This window comes from Syntrophotalea carbinolica DSM 2380 (assembly GCF_000012885.1).
Taxonomy (GTDB): domain Bacteria; phylum Desulfobacterota; class Desulfuromonadia; order Desulfuromonadales; family Syntrophotaleaceae; genus Syntrophotalea; species Syntrophotalea carbinolica.
Genome location: NC_007498.2, coordinates 1968320 through 1988719, shown reverse-complemented (window position 1 = coordinate 1988719; position 20400 = coordinate 1968320). Strand labels below are relative to the sequence as shown.

Annotated in this window: 17 protein-coding genes, 2 tRNA genes and 1 riboswitch; of the genes, 10 read left to right on the top strand and 9 right to left on the bottom strand. The window is 51.4% G+C overall.

The features are described from left to right. Window positions 1–8: 8 nt before the first annotated feature. Both PCAR_RS09500 and PCAR_RS09495 read right to left on the bottom strand, forming a co-directional pair. Entirely contained in the window at window positions 9–1427 is a 1419-nt protein-coding gene (locus PCAR_RS09500) for a phenylacetate--CoA ligase family protein (RefSeq protein ID WP_011341437.1), read from the bottom strand. Window positions 1428–1603: 176 nt separating this feature from the next. After that, a riboswitch (cyclic di-GMP riboswitch) is annotated at window positions 1604–1683 on the bottom strand. A 281-nt stretch (window positions 1684–1964) separates the two neighbouring features. Further along, entirely contained in the window at window positions 1965–2684 is a 720-nt protein-coding gene (locus tag PCAR_RS09495; RefSeq protein WP_041531328.1) for a 4Fe-4S binding protein, read from the bottom strand. A gap of 213 nt (window positions 2685–2897) precedes the next feature. On the opposite strand from PCAR_RS09495, the gene PCAR_RS09490 reads away from it, so the two are divergent. Then, the gene (locus PCAR_RS09490; protein ID WP_011341435.1) at window positions 2898–4316 is read left to right on the top strand and encodes an aldehyde dehydrogenase family protein; all 1419 of its coding nucleotides are present in this window, start codon (window positions 2898–2900) and stop codon (window positions 4314–4316) included. A gap of 122 nt (window positions 4317–4438) precedes the next feature. Here PCAR_RS09490 and PCAR_RS09485 read toward each other — a convergent pair whose 3' ends face one another. Next, on the bottom strand, window positions 4439–5593 hold the full coding sequence (locus PCAR_RS09485; protein WP_011341434.1) for an iron-containing alcohol dehydrogenase: 1155 nt from the start codon (window positions 5591–5593) through the stop codon (window positions 4439–4441). Window positions 5594–5738: 145 nt separating this feature from the next. Here PCAR_RS09485 and PCAR_RS09480 point away from each other — a divergent pair, with 145 nt between their 5' ends. Both PCAR_RS09480 and PCAR_RS17845 read left to right on the top strand, forming a co-directional pair. Then, the gene (locus PCAR_RS09480) at window positions 5739–6272 is read left to right on the top strand and encodes a hypothetical protein (RefSeq protein ID WP_011341433.1); all 534 of its coding nucleotides are present in this window, start codon (window positions 5739–5741) and stop codon (window positions 6270–6272) included. A gap of 96 nt (window positions 6273–6368) precedes the next feature. Continuing rightward, complete coding sequence (locus PCAR_RS17845; RefSeq protein ID WP_011341432.1) at window positions 6369–6719, top strand: DUF3135 domain-containing protein; 351 nt, start codon at window positions 6369–6371, stop codon at window positions 6717–6719. A gap of 265 nt (window positions 6720–6984) precedes the next feature. Here PCAR_RS17845 and PCAR_RS09470 read toward each other — a convergent pair whose 3' ends face one another. Further along, complete coding sequence (locus PCAR_RS09470) at window positions 6985–7251, bottom strand: hypothetical protein (RefSeq protein WP_011341431.1); 267 nt, start codon at window positions 7249–7251, stop codon at window positions 6985–6987. Between the two features lie 257 nt (window positions 7252–7508). Here PCAR_RS09470 and PCAR_RS09465 point away from each other — a divergent pair, with 257 nt between their 5' ends. After that, window positions 7509–7844, top strand: coding sequence for a PilZ domain-containing protein (locus tag PCAR_RS09465; protein ID WP_011341430.1), 336 nt, complete (start codon window positions 7509–7511; stop codon window positions 7842–7844). A 137-nt stretch (window positions 7845–7981) separates the two neighbouring features. Here the strand turns inward: PCAR_RS09465 and PCAR_RS09460 are convergent, their stop codons facing one another. The 5 genes from PCAR_RS09460 to tmk all read right to left on the bottom strand — a co-directional run bounded on the left by PCAR_RS09460 (window position 7982) and on the right by tmk (window position 13762). Continuing rightward, window positions 7982–9376, bottom strand: a complete 1395-nt coding sequence (locus PCAR_RS09460; RefSeq protein ID WP_011341429.1) for a TatD family hydrolase — start codon at window positions 9374–9376, stop codon at window positions 7982–7984. Between the two features lie 68 nt (window positions 9377–9444). Further along, complete coding sequence (metG, locus tag PCAR_RS09455) at window positions 9445–10980, bottom strand: methionine--tRNA ligase (RefSeq protein ID WP_011341428.1); 1536 nt, start codon at window positions 10978–10980, stop codon at window positions 9445–9447. Beyond that, the gene (locus tag PCAR_RS09450; RefSeq protein WP_011341427.1) at window positions 10977–12077 is read right to left on the bottom strand and encodes a PSP1 domain-containing protein; all 1101 of its coding nucleotides are present in this window, start codon (window positions 12075–12077) and stop codon (window positions 10977–10979) included. Before PCAR_RS09450 ends, metG begins: the two co-directional genes overlap by 4 nt. Window positions 12078–12146: 69 nt before the next feature. After that, a complete protein-coding gene (gene holB / locus PCAR_RS09445) occupies window positions 12147–13112 on the bottom strand; it encodes a DNA polymerase III subunit delta' (protein WP_011341426.1) in 966 nt (321 codons plus the stop codon). Further along, window positions 13112–13762: a dTMP kinase gene (tmk, locus tag PCAR_RS09440; RefSeq protein ID WP_011341425.1), complete on the bottom strand. Its 651-nt coding sequence runs from the start codon at window positions 13760–13762 to the stop codon at window positions 13112–13114. The genes holB and tmk overlap by 1 nt, the downstream gene beginning before the upstream one ends. Before the next feature lie 501 nt (window positions 13763–14263). Between tmk and PCAR_RS09435 the strand changes: the two genes are divergently transcribed. The 6 genes from PCAR_RS09435 to lon all read left to right on the top strand — a co-directional run bounded on the left by PCAR_RS09435 (window position 14264) and on the right by lon (window position 20342). Next, a tRNA-His gene (locus PCAR_RS09435) sits at window positions 14264–14339 on the top strand. Between the two features lie 163 nt (window positions 14340–14502). Next, window positions 14503–14585, top strand: a tRNA-Leu gene (locus PCAR_RS09430). 129 nt (window positions 14586–14714) lie between these two features. Then, window positions 14715–16034 (top strand): trigger factor, encoded by a 1320-nt coding sequence (tig, locus tag PCAR_RS09425; protein WP_011341424.1) that lies wholly within the window; start codon window positions 14715–14717, stop codon window positions 16032–16034. Window positions 16035–16038: 4 nt separating this feature from the next. Continuing rightward, window positions 16039–16623, top strand: coding sequence for an ATP-dependent Clp endopeptidase proteolytic subunit ClpP (gene clpP, locus PCAR_RS09420; RefSeq protein ID WP_011341423.1), 585 nt, complete (start codon window positions 16039–16041; stop codon window positions 16621–16623). Window positions 16624–16646: 23 nt separating this feature from the next. Further along, complete coding sequence (gene clpX / locus PCAR_RS09415) at window positions 16647–17897, top strand: ATP-dependent Clp protease ATP-binding subunit ClpX (RefSeq protein ID WP_011341422.1); 1251 nt, start codon at window positions 16647–16649, stop codon at window positions 17895–17897. Window positions 17898–17936: 39 nt separating this feature from the next. After that, the gene (gene lon, locus PCAR_RS09410) at window positions 17937–20342 is read left to right on the top strand and encodes an endopeptidase La (protein WP_011341421.1); all 2406 of its coding nucleotides are present in this window, start codon (window positions 17937–17939) and stop codon (window positions 20340–20342) included. The last annotated feature ends 58 nt before the right edge of the window (window positions 20343–20400 follow it).

Here is a 20400-nt window from a genome sequence, read left to right as displayed (position 1 = left end):
TTCTTATTTCAACCCAATCCATCCATGCTGTCGGCGGACTTATCCTTGAGCGGGATAATAAGTTTATATTTACCGGTTTTGGGATCATTGCCAATCTCACTCACCAATTCGACGTCAAAAACAACCATGTTATCCAATTGCTTCCTTCGCAAAATAGCGTCCATTCTATTTCGGATAAGAGTGATCGTATCTTTTTCGTCACCGCTTATGATTGCTTTAATCAGCAGTCTGTTTCGGTCTGTCTGGACGACCTGCATGCCGACAAGTCCCGGCACCATGAATTCGACGAAAACTACGGGATGGATAAAATCCAGATTGTCATCAGCTCTTTGAAACCAAAGAAAATCTTCTTCTCTGCCAGCGATTTCTTTAATGGTCGGAAACGGCCATTTGCAGCCGCAGGGTCTTTCGTCGAGGGCGAGTTCGTCGTTCATCTGATAGCGTATAAGTGGTTGCGTGTAGTTGTAGAGATTGGTCAGTACAAGATTGCCGAATTCTCCGTTTTTGGTGGGATTGAGATTGTTATCCAAAACCTCGATGCAATGCCAATCATCGAAGACATGCATATTATGTTGGGCGCTGCACTGTGCCGCGATCCCGATCGATTCGGAGGCTGCATACAGGTTGACGGGGTCAATGCCAAAGGCTTGCTTTATAGCTTTACTTATCCGTGGAGTGAGTGGGTCGGCAGAACACATAATTCCTTTCGGGTGGATGTCAAGTTTGCCTTCTGTTTGGGCCTGTGCCAAAAGGCCTACCCCGGAGGCATATCCACCAAGGAAATCCGGCTGAAATGCATTCAATCTGGCCAGTGCCTTCTCCAGTGGCGAGTTAATATCAAGCGGTAATAAATCAAAAAGGAATGGCGGCGCCGCCTGGGCCAGGCTGATTCCGGCATAATGACCATCCACCACGCCAATAAACGCAAGTTTCTGTTTTCGCAGCGGATTGATCTTTGTCTTAGTGGCTCTCGAAAGGGTTAATGCTTTCAGGGTGGTCCAGTCTTTTGGACCGTATATAAATATTCCCAGCGTTCCACTGGACCCCGAAGAGTGAACCACCTGGAATCGTCCTTGAAATTTTTTGCCGTGATTTATCGGGTTTGCGACAAATTTTTCGAGTTCTTTTCTTTTTAAACGGGAATCGCACACCACACTGTCAAAATTATCCATCATGATTTTTTTCGTCATGATGGGTAAATCCGAAAGATTTACAGTCGCAATATGGTCCAATGTTATTCCATGGGATTTATAAAAATCTTTGTAAAAATTTGAATGGGTTAAAGTATGTTTTAACAATCGTTTCAGGCGCGCCGTTTGAAGTGCTTCAATATGTCGTCTGTCAAAGTTTTCAGCATTTTTTACAGCCGCCCATTTAAAGAGAAGATAGATTGCTGATCCATAATAGCTATCCCTTATAATTTTCAAGGTTTATCCTCCCTTCTTAAAATTTGGATACCCCCGCATTCTTCATGACGCCTTAAACACAATTTCTACCCTATTATCCTTGTCTCAGACTCATTGAGGGGAGAAATCCCACATCCACAAATGACCTGGTTTTATAAAGCAAACAAAAAGACCGAGCATACCGAAATGAATTATCCTTCGGCAGCTCGGCCATCTTCTGGTTCGAAGATCCGTTGCTTTCCGTCCCTGTCTTGCGACAGGTTTGGTTTTATCGGGACTTTTGAGTGCCTTTACTTTTACTCATACCACCAATGCTGTCGGAGTCAATGAGGGGGCCTGCCGAATCTGAAAGGTGCTTATTTGATGAAAGGTTATGTGCTAGAACTTCTTGTGTTATTAAATGTTTATCTGTTATTGAAAGATCCGGACGGACTGCCTTCAGGCCAAAACAACAGGAGGAATAAACGGCGATTTTGATGCAGGAATAAACAATGGTGACCCCAGGCAGGCCCTTTTACTAAGGACCTGCCTGGATTCTCTAAAGCAACCAAGTTGGGTTCAGCGACGTTCTCCCCGGATACCGATACAAACCTTTTGCAGGTCGAGATCCGATCCGCTATCGTTCAAAGCTTGTTGAGCCAGACTCACAAGACCTGAACAGCAGGGCACTTCCATGTAGGCAACGGTAATGGACCGGATATTGTTTTCTGTCAGGATGGCGGCAAGCTTTTGCTGGTACTCCGTGGCATCATCCAATTTGGGGCAGCCGATGAGCAAAACCTTGTCGGCCAACAGTTCCCGGTGGAAGTCGGCATAGGCAAAGGGGGCGCAATCCGCTGCCAGTAACAGATCGGCTTCTTTCAAAAAGGGTGCAGTCACGGGTATCAACTTGAGTTGTACCGGCCAATTACCCAGAGCAGAAGTCTGCGTTTCAGGGCTTAAGACAGGGGGTGTCTGTGGCTTGTCAAATGACATAAGCCTCGCAGAAGGGCAACCGCCATGGCCGTTTCCATGAGCTTGAGGAGTTTTCCTGTTGTCGGGGTTTGCCGTTTTTTTCTCTACTGCGGATTCATCAAATTCATCAGCTTCACGGACTTCGATATGAATGGCATCCTGCGGGCAATGGCCGAGGCAGGCGCCGAGTCCATCGCACAGATTGTCTGCGACAAGACGGGCCTTACCATCGATAATCTGAATGGCACCCTCCGCACAGGCAGGTACACAATGGCCGCAGCCATTACATTTTTCCTCATCGATATGAATGATATTTCTTTTCATCATAAATCTCCCGTTGCTGATTGTTGGAGGTGTGTTTTCTGAATGGCTTTACTCTCTCATAAGCCAAATCAACGGCCCTTGATTCCTGTCAAGAAAACGCATTTTAGTGTCGCGAAGTGGAGTTCCCCGGGAAATGTTCGTGCAGGGCTTCATGGGTGGGAGGCTATTTGGTATAGTTGCACCAATTTCCGAAAAGAAAACAGGAGGCAAGCGATGCTGAAAAGGAATGAATTATACATTAACGGTCAGTGGATACCTGCGTCCGGTGATGGGGTTTTTGAAGTAGTCAATCCTGCAACTGAAGAAACGATCGGGACTGTTCCGGCCGCTTCCGTTGCGGATGCTGACGCCGCGGTCAGGGCCGCGCGAAATGCTTTTGAACAATGGTCCACTACGCCGGTGGCAGAACGCGCGAATTGGCTGGAAAAAATTCACGTCGAACTTAAACATCGCGCGGAGGAAATGAGCCAGGTGATTACGGCCGAACTCGGCATGCCGTTTAAACTTACAAAGATGATCCAGGTCGGTTTGCCGCTGGCTACCCTTGAATCTTTCGTCAACCACGCAAGAAGTTTTTCTTTTGAGGAACGCATAGGCCATTCCCTCATTGTTAAAGAGCCTGCGGGGGTTGTGGCGGCCATTACGCCTTGGAATTATCCTCTGCATCAGATTATTGCGAAAGTGGCGCCGGCCCTTGTTGCCGGTTGCCCCGTGGTTCTCAAACCGAGTGAGGTGACCCCCTTGAATGCATTCCTGCTTGCGGATGTTATAGCGCAGGTAGGTCTACCGCCCGGGGTTTTCAATCTGGTCAGCGGGGCGGGGCCGGTGGTTGGCGAGCACCTTGCGGGGCATGCCGACGTAGATCTGATTTCGTTCACGGGATCCACCCGTGCCGGCAAAAGGGTTGCCGAATTGGCAGCGGAAGGGGTCAAGCGCGTTGCTTTGGAGTTGGGAGGGAAATCCCCCTCCGTTATTCTCGATGATGCAGATCTGCCCGAAGCGGTCAAAGGTACGGTTAAGGCCTGTTTTCTCAATTCCGGGCAGACCTGCAGTGCCTGGACTCGAATGCTGGTTCCCGAGGAGCTCTATGAAGAGGCTGCAGAGTTGGCTGTTAATGTTGCCAGAAAATTCGTTTCGGGGGATCCTATGGACCAGAATACGCGACTCGGTCCTTTGGTTTCCAAACGTCAATATGAGAGAGTTACGGAATATATCCGCGGTGGTATTCAGGAAGGTGCCATGCTGCTCCTCGGCGGCACCGAGGCACCGGCCGGACTGGATCGTGGCTATTATGTTCAACCTACGGTTTTCGGCCGCGTAACGCCGAAAATGACCATCGCTCAAGAAGAGATTTTTGGCCCAGTCTTATCAATCATGACCTATAAGACAGATGAGGAAGCGGTAGCCCTGGCCAATGCCACGCCCTATGGTCTCGCTGCGGGGGTTTGGTCGGCGGATGCGGAACGAGCCATGTCTGTGGCTCGTCGGCTGCGTGCCGGACAGGTAGATATCAATGGTGCGCCGTATAATACCGAGGCGCCTTTTGGCGGCTACCGTCAATCCGGCTATGGCCGTGAGATGGGGAAATACGGACTTGAAGAGTTTCTGGAGATTAAAGCGATTCAGCTTTAAGATATGTGACGCGTAAGTTTATTTGCGGATATCCGAAGGTCGGAGCCCATGATAAGGGTTCCGACCTTTTTTTGTGGCGGTGATGCAATCACCGCATCCGGTGGCATCCTGTATTTATTCGGCTAAATAGTCGCCTCGAGAATAGCACGGATAGCTTTTGTGTCCAGATTTTGGTGCTCCCCGATATGCGGACATCGTTGTCCGAGGCGGTTGGCGATTTTGGCTATAACGGTAGAGGGAATGTGGGCGTCGCTCAGGCGGGTCGGCATGCCGAGGTCCTGGAAAAATTTCCTGGTACATTGTAAGGCGGTGTCAATGGCCGCATTCGTGTCGGTGCATGTTATGCCCCATATCCGGTGGGCAAATTTCAGTAGTTTGTCAGCCTTGGGAACCCGTTGATGATCTAGCAGGGCCGGCATGACGATGGCCAGTGCCCTGGCGTGGTCAATACCGCAGGCCGCTGTCAATTCATGACCGATGGCATGGGTAGACCAGTCCATTGGTACGCCGCAGGCAAGATTGTGGTTCAGCGCCTGCGTTGCGCACCACATCAGATTGGCCCGAACGTCATAGTCGTCATCGGGACCGAACAGCTTGGGTGCCTCCTGAATCAGGGTAAGGAGGATGGCTTCGGCCTGGCGATCCTGCAGGTGTGCATGAACATCGTAAGTCAGGTACTGTTCGCAAACATGAACGAAGGTATCGACGATACCGTTGGCCAGTTGGCGCTGGGGCAGTGAGAAGGTGGTGTCGGGGTCGAGTATGGAAAATTGCGGATAAAGCAATGGACTTTTAAAAGGGATTTTTTCAGCGGTCGATGCCCTTGAAATGACGGCATTGATGTTGGTTTCAGAACCGGTCGCCGGTAGGGTTACCACGCAGCCAAGGGGTAAAGCGTCGGTGACAGGAGCTTTTTTCAAAACCATATCCCAGGGATCGGCACCGGTGTAAGCGGCAGCGGCGGCGATGAATTTAGTTGCATCCATCACCGACCCACCGCCTACGGCGAGCAAAAATCCGACTCCTTCCTGTTTTACCAGATCGGCTGCTTTGATGCAGGTCTCATAAAGAGGGTTGGGTTCGATGCCGGCAAACTCAATCACATCATGGTCATTCAAGGCAGCCTGGACCTGCTCGTAGACGCCATTATGTTTGATGGAACCGCCACCGTAAACCAGCAATATTTTGGGGTTGGTGGGTACGAGTTGCTGTAACTGGGCAATGGAACCACGACCAAAGACAATACGAACCGGATTGTAATAGGTAAAATTATTCATGTCGCGACTTTCCAGTCTTGGGATTAGAGGATAGAGTTGAAGAGTATAAATGGTTGCCGTGGCCAGTATATGGGAAGGGCGCTCAGGCGGCAAGATTATGCATGGAGAAAAGAACATCGTCGATTCCGGGCGAAAGGGGGTATTTGTGGTACCTGCAACAGCCGGGAAGTCTCTGGCCCATTACGCATTCGGAGAAATGGGTTTTACGTCCGATGCTCAATCTTCATCCACTGCAACTCTTCGGGTGTTGGACCGGACGAATACCATCGACTATTTCGGTGAGTCCAAACCGCAGATTCGTGGTGGATTGTTTCTTCAAAAAAACTGTGCCGCCATCGGCATGATGTTGGGTATCGGGCAACTGGTTCGGTATCTCTATATATGCTGGCTGGATTATCATAACGACCGTGATCGACAACTCTTACGCGCCCTTGAGCAACAGACATATTTGATGGTTAATTTTTACGGCAGTAATCGGCAACGTCGTCGGCTTTATTTGGTTGATAATCCGTTGATCCCATTGATTGAACAGGCAAGACGACATATCGGCCGGTTACCGGCCTGGACCGGGGAGCAGTTTACCCAAACCCTTTCTTCCATAACCCTTCAATGTGGAGATGTCAGTCACCTGTGGGATCGATTGGATGCGGAGGTTAATATTGTTCAACTCAAAGAATGACGGGAAGGCTGCAAACAGCTTCAATGACCGGGAATTCCTCGCTTTTCTTGCCTATCGGGAAGGGACTGTTAATATGAAGTAAAGGGAGGTGGCGATATGAATTCTAACGAAGAGAAAAGCCAGGTCCTTGAAATGGTTGGTTTATATCAGACCGACCCGGAAGCCTTTGAAAAAAAGCGGCACGACATGATTCATGAGATGATCGAAAATTTGCCGGAAAAATATCGGCAGCGCGCTTATGGTATCCAGTTCCAGGTGGAGATGCGGTTGAAACGTTACCGCGACCCCGTCGTTCGCATGAACGCCATGATGGGCATGTTCTGGGAACAGTTCGAAGAGTTCAATCGTGTATTACAGGACCCGAACGGCGTTCTCGCTGAAAGGGAAAAGCGGGAACATGCTTCGGCCAAGGTGTTGCCCATGAAAGGGCGTGACGTGAAGCATTAGCGGCTTTATCGAAATATATCGGCCGGTGCCATTGCTTTCTGTTTCCTGTTTTGGCGCGTTGTTTTGTCCTTTTGAGCAACGCGCCATTTATTTACGCTGGTGTTGGATTTTTTGCCTGAGCTGCGGCTTCCGGAACATCCGGGGAAGGTTTATCACATCGAAGCGTCGGCTGCCTGTGGCAGGAACCGCAGGTTTCGCAAGAAACATTGGCCCATTTGAAAAAGCTATCAGGGGTAGAAGGATGTTGTAAATCATTTACCCGGTTTCATGTTTGCTGCGATGTGCTGATACGGTAATAGGTGCCGGCATCGCTGACGATATCGCAGTTGTCTTCATGACCTTTTTCAATGTCGATGATCTGGTAAATGTGCTCCGGAGCGTTATCCATCTGAGCAAGGATTTCTTCTGCCGTGTGACGTTCATGGAAAATCAGCAAGTTGTAGGTAGAATCGAGGATTTCCAGGCAGGTTGCCATCTGTGCCGACCATGAGTCGCACCAATGAGTTTTGTCTTTGATAAGTAAGCCTTTCATGCCGTCATGTCCTTTTTTGATGAGTAAGAACCTTAATTCGCATATTGAACTTACCTCTTCATTTTAGCGGAAAATCCGGGGGCTGTTACAGTATAATTGAATTTTAATCAGTAACCGGGGTATGCCCATTGTTGTATGGGATCTAAAAGGTTGCGTTGTTTCTAATGTTAGGTTAATTTTTACATAGAATTAACGTGTTGATAGATTTTTTATATGGGGATGATGGTGCAAGGGGCTGAAAAGGAGTGGTCATGGGGATGAGCGACCGACGCATAAAGACGCGTGCACGCCGGCGTATCCAGGTGCGGTACGGTGAAGAGAAGCCCGTTCGTATTGCGTTCACTGAAGATGTTCATCGGGAAGGTATTTTTTTAAAAACGGCGCAGCCGTTGCGGCCCGGTACATCTTTGTGCCTTGAATTGACGCTTCCTGGGCAGGGTATCGTATCGGTGCAAGGTCAGGTTCAATGGGCTCGCAAAGTACCGGCGAATTTGATTCGTGTTGCCAAAAAAGGGGGCATGGGTATCCGTATTCTGACCATTACGGAGGGAGCCGATATCTTCGAACGGTATTGTGGCGGGTTGGATCGCTGAAGTATTGCTGATGTAAGGTGTCAAAAATCTATTTCACCACAGAATGAGCCGTCGGACATGGGATATGGCACAAAAAACCTGCTTGGAAACAAGCAGGTTTTTTATGGGCGTCTTTATGATGTTTGGTGTCTGCCGGGTTAACCGACCTCATTGTAGGGTCGAACGCGAAAGTTCACCTTGAGCTCCTGTTCGACAATGTGTCGGCAGGCCTCGACGTCGATTCCCGGCATCGCTACGACACTCGCGGTCACCGAAGGAATATGGAATTTGGCTTCCTTTATAAAATCCTTGACGGCCTGATAGCCGTCTTCTCCGAAACAGGATTGACATATTTTCTGATAGGTGGCGGCGTCGGCTGCATTCAGGGATATGGAGATGGCGTCGACAAAGGTACCGAGCTCGGGCAGGATGTTGCGTCCGTACACGAGATTGGCCTGGCCATCGGTGTTGATACGTACCGGGACTCCTTGTCGGTGCAGCCAGGTGCCGATTTCACGAATGACGTCGAGACGCAACAAGGGTTCGCCGTATCCGCAAAAAACGATTTCTTCATAGTTGCGGGGATCGCCGATCGCCTGCTTGATTTCTTCGACGGAAGGTTCGTGGTCAAGTTTCAGTTGGTGGCCCTTTACAGCAAAATCGCGAAATTTCGCGCAAAAGACACAGGCATTGCTGCATCGGTTGGTAATGTTCAGATAAAGGGAATTGCGGATCCTGTAAGCGATTTTCGTGGCCAGATCGACGCTGCCGATACCGAACAGTTGATAGACATTGAGGTTGGTGACTCGGGCGATATCTTCCACGGTCAGACCTTTGATGCGTGCCATTTCTTCCGCGGTATGGCGCAGCAGGGCCGGTTCGTTGCGTTTGCCTCGCAATGCTTGCGGAGCCAGGTAGGGGCAGTCGGTTTCGATCAGCAAACGGTCGGTGGGTACGGCCTGGAGGACATCGCGCAGTGCCTGGTTTTTCGGATACGTGATGGTGCCGGGGAAGGATAGATAGAACCCCATATCCATACACTCGTGGGCCATGGCCAGATCGCCGCTGAAACAATGCAGTACACCGCCTACTTCCGCGGCTTTTTCCTCGCGCATAATATCCAGGACATCCTGGTGGGCGTCCCGGTCGTGAACGATGATGGGACGACCGAGGCTGCGTGCCAGGCGGATTTGTTGACGAAACGCTTCGACCTGAATGTCTCTGGGGCAGCGGTCCCGGTAATAATCCAGCCCGATTTCACCGATGGCTACGACCTTGGGGTTACGGTCTGCCAGATTTTTGAGGTTCTCAAGGGCGCTTTCATTGAGTTCTGCGGCATCATGCGGGTGGATACCGACCGCGGCATAAACGTTGGCATGCTGCCGTGCCAGTTCCACGCTGGCGCGCGAGCTGGCGAGGTCGCATCCGATGGTGATCATATGTGTTATGCCCGATTGCAGAGCACGTTGAATGACGTCCTGCCGATCCTGGTCATACTGGCGGCTATCGAGGTGCGCATGGGTATCGATAAGTGGCGGTTGTGTTACGCTCATGGGGTTTTGCTCCAAAAACCAAGGGGCGCAGGCGCGCCCCTTGATTGGGATAATGAGTCAGACGGTGATCATGCTTCCATTTCGATGCGTGGGAACAGCGGTTTGGCCTTGGCGATTTCGGAGCCGGGTTCGAGCCCGCCCCAGCAGTCGTCGCCCATCGCTGTCAGCGAATCCGGTTTGCTGTTGAGAAGTGCCAGAATCTTATCGGAAGTATCGGGCATAACCGGGGCGATCAACTGTGCGACAAGACGCAGGGAATCGAGCAGGTTGTACAACACCGTTCCGAGACGATCTTGCTGCGAGGGATCTTTGGCCAATGCCCAGGGGGCGGTGTCATCGATATATTTGTTGCCGAGTCCGATCAGTTCCCAGATGGTCTGCAGGGCTTTGTTGAATGCCAGGTCGTCCATAAAGATATCAACCTTCCGGACGGTATCCGCAAAAGCTGCAATGAAAGGTTCATCTTCGGGCCGACGGTCCTTCGGTTCAGGCAGGATGCCGCCAAAGTATTTGTTCAGCATAGCGGTGGAACGACTGACCAGATTGCCGAGGTCGTTTGCGAGGTCCGAGTTGATGCGGTGGACCAGCGCCGCATGGGAAAAGTCGCCATCCAGGCCGAACGGGACTTCGCGCAGCAGAAAGTAACGGATGGCATCGACACCGTATTTATCAACCAGCATGTTGGGCTCGACAACATTCTGCAGACTTTTGCTCATTTTCTGGCCTTCGACGGTCCACCATCCGTGGGCGAAAACCTTGGCGGGCAGCGGCAGCCCGGCGGCCAACAGGAACGTCGGCCAGTAAACGGTATGGAAACGCAAAATGTCCTTGCCGATGATGTGAACATTGGCCGGCCAGAAATTTTTATAATGGCCTTCGGGGTCGTCGGGGTATCCGAGGGCGGTAATGTAGTTGGTCAGAGCATCGAACCATACGTAGATAACGTGGCGTTCATTGCCGGGGACGGGGATGCCCCATGAGAACGATGTGCGCGAGATGGAGAGATCGCGCAAACCTTCGCGAACAAAGTTGAGGATCTCGTTGCGGCGCGATCTCGGTTGGATGAAGTCCGGATTCTCTTCAATATGCTTTAAAAGCTGATCCTGGTATTTGCTCATGCGAAAGAAGTAGGATTCTTCCTTGAGCTTGTCTGTCGGGCGTCCGCAGTCGGGGCAGCATCCATCCATAAGCTGCGTTTCTGTCCAGAACGTCTCGCAGGGGGTGCAATACCAGTCCTCGTACTCGCCGAGATAGATATCGCCGGTTGCATGCAGCTTTTCAAAGAGATCACAGACCCCTTTTTTGTGGCGTTCCTGCGAGGTCCGGATGAAGTCGGTATGAGAGATGTTGAGCTTCTCCCACAGGGCTTGATAGCGCTTGACCACCCGGTCGGCCAGTTCCAGAGGGGTTTCCCCCTTTGCCTGGGCCGCCTTTTCAACTTTTTGACCGTGTTCATCGGTGCCGGTCAGAAAAAAGACCTCCTGCCCCTGTGCTCTTTTGTAACGAGCCAGCATATCGCAGGCGACGGTGGTATAGGCATGACCGATGTGAGGCACGTCGTTTACGTAATAGATGGGCGTGGTTACATAAAAGCGGTTGCTCATTGCTTGTCTCCTGGAGGCGTATTTTTAGTTGGGCGATTTTTGGAACGACTTTTTCTTCTCGGTCTTTTACGGGCACTCTGCGTACCTTCGGTCTGAGCAGGTGTTTCCCGCTGGGCCGACTTCTGGCCGCGACGTTTCGACGCGGTTTTGCCTTGCGTGGGCTGTTTGCCTTTGTCCTCTTCCCTCTTGCCCGTCGCGGCAGACTCTTTCTTCTGGGCACCTCGGCGCGGGCGTTGAGGGCCTCTTGAGCGTGGTTTGGCCTGGGGAGCGTCCTTGCCGGACTTTTCCCTGGCCGGGCCTTGGGAAACCTGTACTTTATCGAGTGGAACTTCGATTTTCTGGTTTTCTTCAAGTTTGACGGTAACCGTCTGGTCGAGAACATTCTGACCTACGATTTCACCTTCCTTGCCCTCCACGCTGACCTGTCGCCCACATTTAGGCATGCGCTGTTTGAGGGACAGATAGGTTTTGTATTCGTAATTCAGACAGCACAACAGACGCCCGCACTGTCCGGAAATCTTGTTGGGATTGAGGGCCAGTCCCTGTTCCTTGGCCATCTTCACGGATACCGGAACGAAGTCCGTCAGAAAAGTGCAGCAGCATAAGGCGCGGCCGCAGATGCCGATGCCACCGATGAGTTTCGCCTCGTCGCGGACGCCTATCTGACGCATTTCAATGCGGGTGTGAAAATAGTGCGCCAGATCTTTGACCAGTTCGCGAAAGTCGACTCTGCCATCGGCCGTAAAGTAGAAAATGATCTTGGAGCCATCATAAAGATATTCGGCCCGTACCAGTTTCATTTCCATCTGACGGGTTTTGATGCGCTCAAGACAGAAGCGAAAAGCTTCTTTCTCCCTGGCGGCGGATCTTTCGGCCAAGGCAATATCCTCTTCCGAGGTTGTACGAAGAACATTTTTCAGATTTTCCGGTAGCTTGTCCTTCTGGACTTCCTTGGGAGGGGCGACAACGGTACCCAGAGCGCGGCCCCGGTCGGTTTCGACGATGACCGACTGTCCGGACTTCAGTTCGAGGTCGCCGGCATTGAAATGATAGTGTTTTCCGGCCGTTCGGAATTTTATGGAAACGATTCTAGTCATAAATCCTGTCAAATTGAGTAAGCGACACCGCTTCGCCTGGCGAAGCGTGTCGATAAGGTTGTATGAAGATCAGGCGACAAGCCGCAACAGCAGGACTTCCATAGCCAGTTGGCGGTTGACATTTCTTTCAAGGTGTCGCCGTGAAGTCATGAGGGCATCGAGTTTACCCAGCAAAGATGAAACGTTTTCCCTGCGGGATACGGATTGCAGGGTTTCAAGCATGTCGACATTGACCAGATCATCCATGGGGCGACCATGCTGGAGTAGCAGCAGATCCCTATAGAAAGCCTGGATGATCTCCAGGATGTCGAACAGCAGGTCTTTTTCCTCGGCGAATTTCTGCGCCAGGTTTAACAGGGGGATGATGCTTCCCGAACTCAGAGCGGTCAGGTTCTTCAGCAGTTCCTTCCGGCGTTGCAGATACAACTCCCTGTCCTTCCCCAGGGCCTTTTTGAAGCTGCCCTCGGATAAGGTGGCGAGAATGTGCGCTTGGGCATCTTCAATATTCAACTGTTCGACCAACACTTCCTGCAGGCGCTCCCGAGGGATGCGGGAGAACGGCAGTCGCTGACAGCGCGACCGAATGGTTGGCAGGACAGCGTCGGGAGCCGGCGTGAGAAGGATCAACAGGGTCTGACTTCGCGGCTCTTCGAGGGTTTTCAGTAAAGCATTGGCAGCTGCCGGGTTCATTTTTTCCGCGCCATCGATAATGCTTACTTTATAGGGGGCTTCAAGGGGACGGTAAGAGAGCTCTTTTTGAAGCGCCCGTATCTGTTCTATCTTGATAGAGCTACCATCCGGACCGAGCTGATGCAGGTCCGGATGATTGTGATGGTCAACTTTGTGGCAGGCGGGACAATCTCCACAACTGTTGCCGTTGGCGCAAAACAGTATCTTGGTCAGTGCCAGTGCGACCAGGCGTTTGCCGATACCTTCGGGCCCTTCGAAAAGGTAGGCGTGGGGCAGGCGTTTGGAGGATACCGCCTTTTCCAGCAGGTCTTTTTGTCTTTGATGCCCAAGCACTCGGGAAAACATTACATTCCCCCCGGGAGGTTGAGCGCGTTGGAGGTTGTGAGCCAGATACGGTGGCACACCTCGTCGAGAGTACCATTGGCATCGACAACTTTGATGCGCTGCGGTTCCTGGCGGGCCAGGTCGAGATAACCCTGGCGCACTTTGTTGTGAAAAGCCAGGGATTCCTGCTCGAAGCGTCCTTCTTCAGGTCCTGCGCCCAGGGCATTCCGGCTGCGGGCACGTAGCAGGCCACGGTCGTGGGGCATGTCCAGCAACAAAGTCAAGTGAGGCCGGCAATTCCCGGCGGCCAGCTCGTTGAGCTGTTTGACCATAGGCAGATCCAGGCCACGGGCGTACCCCTGATAGGCGAGTGTTGCATCGCAATAACGGTCGCACAGAACGATCTTGCCTTGGTCCAGGGCAGGGCGAATAACCTCGGCCACATGTTGTGCACGTGCCGCGGCGTATAGAAGCAATTCGGCTTTCGGGTCCAGGTGGCCGTTATCGGGATGAAGCAGAATCTGTCGGATCTGATCCGCGATAGGGCAGCCGCCGGGTTCGCGCGTGATCAGTACCGCATGGCCCAGGCTTTCAAGCCGGTCGGCCAAGCGTTTGATCTGCGTAGTTTTTCCGCTTCCTTCAATGCCTTCAAGGCTTATGAAAAAGGACATCCCGTTTCCTACCCATGGGTTAGCTGTAAATGGTGAATTATAGGAACCGGTACCGATATTATCAAGGAAATTCTCCTGTTTAAGGTCGTGTTTCGCCAGGCCGGGTTGTCGCTGCCGCAGATGCTGCTGAATTTTTAAATGAGAATGGTTCTTCCAGGTGTCCCTCTGCCTTCGCGGTTTGGCTTGTACGGATGATAAGAAGGTTGTGCGGATCCGGGGTCGGCAAAGCCGTTTATCTGGGCGTTTGCGGGGCGTGTAGGGGGGCGGTGCAACAAAGGTGAGCTGACGGGTCGATTTGTCTGTATGTTTTTTGTTGACTTGCCGGACTTCGTTGGATATATTCCTGTCCTCTGATCGTGGCGCCACGTGATGTGGTGACAAAAGAGTTGGATTTCCGCCAGGCTGGATCTAAGGAAACGGCGGGGCCTTAAGCCAGGGTTGGAACGGAAAAAAAGATTGACAAACAATGTGACGGTTAAGTAAAATGCCGCCGCTTTCATGGTGGGTGTAGCTCAGTTGGTAGAGCACTGGATTGTGGCTCCAGTTGTCGAGGGTTCGAACCCCTTCACTCACCCCATTTATCTACTACGCCCGTCTACCGTAGACCATGGCGCCGAACCTTGATAGGTTTCCGGCCCGGTTGACGACTGACGGGCTTTTTGTTTTAATGACCGCATATATATTAAGTTGACCTCTGTAGGGCGGTCGGCTTTGCGGCATAACTGTACTTATCCTTTATTGCGAGAGTGGCGGAATTGGCAGACGCACTGGATTTAGGATCCAGCGGGCAACCGTGGGGGTTCGACTCCCCCCTCTCGCACCATTCACTCCGGAACCGCCCCCTATATGAATCTAGCGGGGCGGGAATCGCACATGTCGCTGTGCGACTTTGCGTCAGATGTCCGGCACTTATAAATTACAATAAGTCTTATTTTCAGTGAGGTGACAATCAATGAACGTTAAAGTTGAAGATATCAGCAGCATTAAAAAGAAGCTGTCTTTTGAAATTTCTGTCGAAGCTGTTGATACCGAGTTCAGCAACGAATACAAAAAGTTGTCCAAAACCGCCAAGATTCCCGGGTTCCGCAAAGGTAAAGTGCCTCGGAGCGTTCTTGAGCGTCAGTACGCCGGACACGTTGAAGGGCAGGTTTTTGAACGGTTGGTGAATGAGACCTTTTTTAAAGCCCTTGTAGACGAAAAAATTAATGCCGTTTCCGCACCGGAAGTTGTAGATAACGGTCCATTGAAGCCCGGTCAGGCCTTTACCTACGAGGCCGAAGTGGAAGTTCGTCCCGACGTGGAGGCAAAAGACTATATAGGTCTTGACCTTAAAAAGGAAAATTTTGCCGTTGAAGACCAGGATGTCGAGGATCGTCTGCAGGATATGCTTAAAAGCCGGGCCAAGGTGGAAGTGTCCGAGCGTGAAGTGGCCCAGGCGGGAGATATTGCCGTCATCGATTTTGAAGGTTTTGTAGATGGCGAAGCGTTTGCCGGTGGCAAAGCTGAAGGGCACGAACTCGAACTCGGTTCCAATAGCTTTATCCCTGGTTTCGAAGACCAGGTTGTCGGGATGGAATGTGGGCAGGATAAAGATATCGAGGTTGCCTTCCCCGAAGATTATGGCAACGAGGAACTGGCCGGTAAGCCTGCCGTGTTCAAGGTTCGCCTGAATCAGATCAAAGAACGTGTGTTGCCGGCGTTGGACGAAGAATTCGCCAAGGAAGCCGGGCTGGAATCTGTCGAGGATCTTAAAATCAAGATTCGTGAGTCCATTGAAGGGCAGGAGCGCGATCGCATCGAGAAGGATTTTCGCGAGCGTATGACCGATGCCCTGATTGAAGCCAATGAGTTTGAAGTGCCGGAGGGTATGATCGATTCGCAGATCGACTACATGCTGAAAAACCTGCAGAATCGGATGCAGGCCCAGGGCATGCGCCTTGAGGATATGGGCATCAACGCCGAATCCTTCAGGCAGATTTATCGCGAGGTTGCCGCCAAGCAAGTCAAGGCGAGCCTGATTCTGGAAGCGATCGCACTGCAGGAAAACCTCAAGGTCGAAGAAGACGAAATCAAAGATAAACTCGAGGAAATCGTAGAGACCAGTGGCGCTCCCAAAGAAGCTGTCATGAATTATTACAGCAACGACGAAAGCCGCCGCGGACTGGTTTCTCAGATGGCTGAAGAAAAAGTCGTGGCCTTCCTGACAGGAAAAGCCAAGATCGAAATGGTCGACAAGGAAGCTCTTGAAAATGCCAAAATGACGGAGGAGTGATCTTATGAGTCTTATCCCCATGGTTGTTGAGCAAACTGGCAGAGGCGAACGAGCTTACGATATTTTTTCGCGCCTGCTCAAGGACCGCATTATCTTTTTGGGCGGAGCCGTTGATGATCAGGTTGCCAATCTGATCATTGCTCAAATGCTGTTTCTTGAGTCCGAGGATCCTGAAAAGGAGATTTTTCTCTACATCAACTCGCCCGGCGGAGTGGTGACAGCGGGGATGGCCATTTACGATACTATGCAATATGTGCGCTGTCCGGTGTCCACGCTCTGCGTTGGGCAAGCCGCTAGCATGGGTGCCGTATTGCTGGCTGCCGGGGGTGAGGGGAAACGTTTTGCACTGCCTCACGCCCGTATCATGATTCACCAGCCCTGGGGTGGTTTCCAGGGGCAGGCGACGGATATCAATATTCATGCCCAGGAAATTCTTCGTCTGCGTGAAACGCTCAACGGTGTATTGGCTTCGCACACCGGGCAGACTTTAGAGAAAATCGCTACCGATACCGAACGAGATTTCTTCATGGGTAGCGAGGAAGCTAAAAAGTATGGTATTGTTGACGATATCGTTAAAAGGAAAGTCTAAGCTTTTTAGCACGGAGGATTTTTGTGAGCGATCATGATGGAAAGTCCGGATATCTGACATGCTCTTTCTGCGGCAAGGGGCAGGACGATGTCAAAAAGCTCATTGCGGGTCCTGAAGTTTATATTTGCGATGAATGCATTGAGTTGTGCAAGGACATAATTGCCGAGGAAGCGAAACTGGAGGATGATGCGGAAAGCGGGCCCAAACGCCTGCCCCGTCCATCGGAAATCAAAGACGCTCTTGACGAGTATGTCATTGGGCAGGAGAAGGCCAAAAAGATTCTCTCCGTTGCCGTCTATAACCATTACAAACGTGTTGAAATGGTTCAGGACGGAGATGACATCGAGATTCAGAAAAGCAATATTCTCATGCTTGGTCCGACCGGCAGCGGCAAAACCCTGTTGGCACAAACCCTGGCAAAACTCTTGAACGTGCCTTTTGCCATTGCCGATGCGACCAACCTGACCGAAGCCGGCTATGTGGGAGAAGACGTGGAGAATATCATTCTCAGTCTTCTGCAGGCCGCCGATTATGATCTGGAAAAAGCTCAGCGCGGTATCATCTATATCGATGAGGTCGATAAAATCGCCAGAAAGTCCGATTCGCCGTCCATTACCCGGGATGTTTCCGGGGAGGGTGTTCAGCAGGCGCTTTTGAAGATTATTGAAGGTACAACGGCAAGTGTTCCGCCGAAAGGCGGTCGGAAGCATCCGCAACAAGAGTTTCTCAAAGTTGACACGACCAATATTCTTTTTATATGCGGTGGAGCCTTTTCCGGTCTCGAGAGCGTTATCAAACAGCGTAGCGGAACCAAGGCTTTGGGGTTTGGCGCAGAGATCAAGGAAAAAAAGGAAGAAGGTGTCGGAGAAATTCTTGCCAGGACAGAGCCGATGGATCTTATCCGGTTCGGTCTTATTCCTGAATTTGTCGGACGTTTGCCTGTGGTGGCGACCCTTGAAGAGCTGGACGAAGAATCGCTGGTGCGCATTCTTAAAGAGCCTAAAAATGCTTTGGTTAAACAATACCAGAAGCTTTTCGAAATGGAAAAGGTTCATCTTAAGTTCACTGACGGTGCCTTGGTTGCTGTCGCCGCAGAGGCTTTGAAGCGCAAGACCGGGGCTCGCGGTTTACGGTCAATCATCGAAAATGCCATGCTGGACGTCATGTATGACATTCCTTCTCAGGACCGCGTTAAGGAAGTTGTCATCAATGAGGACGTCATTCGTCAGCAGGGTAAACCTATAATTGTCTATGACTGTGCGGAATCGGCCTAGATCGAGCATGGTCCGATTGCCGGGAAGTATTGAATCATAATGACTATGCAGGAAACTAACACAGGCAGCAACGGAGTACCGTTGCTGCCTTTGCGCGATATTGTCATTTTCCCTTTCATGGTAACGCCCCTTTTTGTTGCGCGCGACAAATCCATTCGCGCTCTGGAAGAGGCCATGGAAGGTGAAAAACTCATCTTTTTAGCTACCCAGGAGGATCCTCAGGTAGACGAGCCCTCCCTCGATGATGTTTATGAAATCGGAACCCTCGCTAATATCGTCCAACTGCTTAAATTGCCGGATGGAACCCTCAAGGTGCTTGTCGAGGGCCAAAGCCGCGGTCGGATAGATCATTGGGCATCGGCGGACGAGTGCATTCGGGTAGAATTTACCGAACTCTCGGATGCCGAGGTGGTCGAAAATGCCGAACTTGAAGCGTTGCTTCGCAGCGTTTGTGAGCTTTTCGAGACCTATGTTTCCCTGAGCAAGAAGATCCCCGCTGAGGTTGCCGCTTCGGTTTCCGCCACCCAGGCTCCGGGACGTTTATCCGATACGGTGGCTGCTCACTTGAGTTTGCGGGTGGACGAAAAACAGGAGCTTTTGGCTCTGGTAGACCCCATTGAACGTCTGGAACGTCTTATCACCCTACTTGCCCGTGAAGTCGAGATTCTCGAAATCGAGAAAAAAATCCGTTCACGGGTCAAGGGGCAGATGGAACGCAGCCAAAAAGAGTACTATCTTAACGAGCAAATGCGGGCCATCCAGAAAGAGCTTGGCGAAAGCGACGAATTCAAAATCGAGTTGAAAGAACTCGAGGACCGGATTCAGCAAGCTTCCATGACCAAAGATGCGCAGGAACGTGCTATGGCGGAGCTGCGCAAACTGCGCATGATGTCGCCGACCTCCGCTGAGGCCACGGTGGTCAGGAATTACGTGGACTGGTTGGCGTCTGTCCCCTGGAAAAAGAAAACCCGGGATCGTCGCGACATGGTTTACGCTGAGAAAATTCTCGAAGCCGACCATTACGGGCTCGAGAAGGTTAAAGAGCGGATCCTGGAATATCTTGCCGTTCAGGCTCTGGTCAAAAAAATCAAGGGCCCGATTCTTTGCCTTGTCGGCCCGCCCGGGGTCGGCAAAACGTCTCTGGGGAAATCCATTGCCCGTGCCCTGGGTCGCAAATTCGCGCGCATCAGTCTTGGCGGTTTGCGGGATGAAGCCGAAATCCGCGGCCATAGGCGGACTTATATCGGTGCCATGCCCGGCAAGATTGTGCAGAATATGCGCAAGGTTGCAGTGAAAAACCCGGTGTTTCTACTTGATGAAATCGATAAGGTGAGCAGCGATTTCAGGGGGGATCCCTCTTCGGCGTTGCTTGAAGTTCTCGATCCGGAGCAGAACGGTACCTTCGGCGATCATTACATGGAGGTCGAATACGATCTGTCCGACGTTATGTTTATCGCCACTGCCAATAGCATGCACAGCATCGCGCGGCCGCTGCTCGATCGCATGGAAGTCATCCGCATCGAGGGTTACACCGAGGACGAAAAGGTCAATATCGCCCAAAAATATCTTGTTGAAAAACAGATTAAGGCCCATGGGCTCAACGCCAAGGGGCTGAATTTCCAGGATAGTGCTATCTATGCCATTATTCGTAGTTATACGCGTGAAGCAGGGGTACGTAACCTTGAACGCGAAATTGCGAATATCTGCCGTAAGGTTGCCCGGCAAGTGGTTCTTTCCAAAGGTAAAAAGGTGGAATTTAACCTCGACGCCGATGCTGTTAAGGAGTTTCTGGGGGTTCCGCGCTACGAGCATGGAATCAAGGAAGAAGACAGCTGCGTCGGCATGGCTACCGGGTTGGCCTGGACTGAAGTGGGAGGAGAGCTTCTCACTATAGAAACCAGTATCCTGCCTGGACACGGCAAGCTTACGGTTACCGGTAAATTGGGTGAAGTCATGCAGGAATCCGCCAAGGCGGCCCTGAGTTATATCCGATCTCGCTGGGAAGAGCTACAACTGGAAAAAGATTTTTATCATAAAATCGACATACATATTCATGTGCCTGAAGGTGCCATTCCCAAAGACGGGCCTTCCGCAGGTATAACGATGGCTACTGCGCTTGCGTCGGCTTTGACCGGGCGTGAAGTCGATCGCAATCTTGCCATGACCGGCGAAATTACCTTGAGAGGCAGAGTCCTGCCCATCGGCGGCCTTAAAGAGAAGCTTCTTGCCGCCAAAAGGGCAGGGATCACCCGTGTCCTCATACCGGCGGAGAACAAAAAGAACCTTGAAGACGTGCCTGAAACTATTCTTTCAGCTCTCGAGGTTTTGCCGGTATCTCATATGGATGAGGTTCTCGAACAGGGGCTTAAAATGTCTTCGCCATTGGCGTCGACTTCAACCGTAAAAGACCAGAGTCTCGGCACCGATGGCCCCGTATGTCATTAGTGGAAAAGTGCAAATAATTGCTTGACACTCTTTTTCGAGTTCTGATATAAGTATCGCA

Bases quoted from the DNA above. Each gene is read 5' to 3' on its own strand.
- holB (WP_011341426.1), bottom strand. From the start codon at position 13,112: ATGTTTTCCCGAGTGCTTGGGCATCAAAGACAAAAAGACCTGCTGGAA.
- metG (WP_011341428.1), bottom strand. From the start codon at position 10,980: ATGAGCAACCGCTTTTATGTAACCACGCCCATCTATTACGTAAACGAC.
- tig (WP_011341424.1), top strand. From the start codon at position 14,715: ATGAACGTTAAAGTTGAAGATATCAGCAGCATTAAAAAGAAGCTGTCT.
- PCAR_RS09490 (WP_011341435.1), top strand. From the start codon at position 2,898: ATGCTGAAAAGGAATGAATTATACATTAACGGTCAGTGGATACCTGCG.
- PCAR_RS09485 (WP_011341434.1), bottom strand. From the start codon at position 5,593: ATGAATAATTTTACCTATTACAATCCGGTTCGTATTGTCTTTGGTCGT.
- lon (WP_011341421.1), top strand. From the start codon at position 17,937: ATGACTATGCAGGAAACTAACACAGGCAGCAACGGAGTACCGTTGCTG.
- clpP (WP_011341423.1), top strand. From the start codon at position 16,039: ATGAGTCTTATCCCCATGGTTGTTGAGCAAACTGGCAGAGGCGAACGA.
- PCAR_RS09495 (WP_041531328.1), bottom strand. From the start codon at position 2,684: ATGAAAAGAAATATCATTCATATCGATGAGGAAAAATGTAATGGCTGC.
- PCAR_RS17845 (WP_011341432.1), top strand. From the start codon at position 6,369: ATGAATTCTAACGAAGAGAAAAGCCAGGTCCTTGAAATGGTTGGTTTA.
- PCAR_RS09460 (WP_011341429.1), bottom strand. From the start codon at position 9,376: ATGAGCGTAACACAACCGCCACTTATCGATACCCATGCGCACCTCGAT.
- PCAR_RS09465 (WP_011341430.1), top strand. From the start codon at position 7,509: ATGAGCGACCGACGCATAAAGACGCGTGCACGCCGGCGTATCCAGGTG.
- PCAR_RS09450 (WP_011341427.1), bottom strand. From the start codon at position 12,077: ATGACTAGAATCGTTTCCATAAAATTCCGAACGGCCGGAAAACACTAT.
- tmk (WP_011341425.1), bottom strand. From the start codon at position 13,762: ATGTCCTTTTTCATAAGCCTTGAAGGCATTGAAGGAAGCGGAAAAACT.
- PCAR_RS09470 (WP_011341431.1), bottom strand. From the start codon at position 7,251: ATGAAAGGCTTACTTATCAAAGACAAAACTCATTGGTGCGACTCATGG.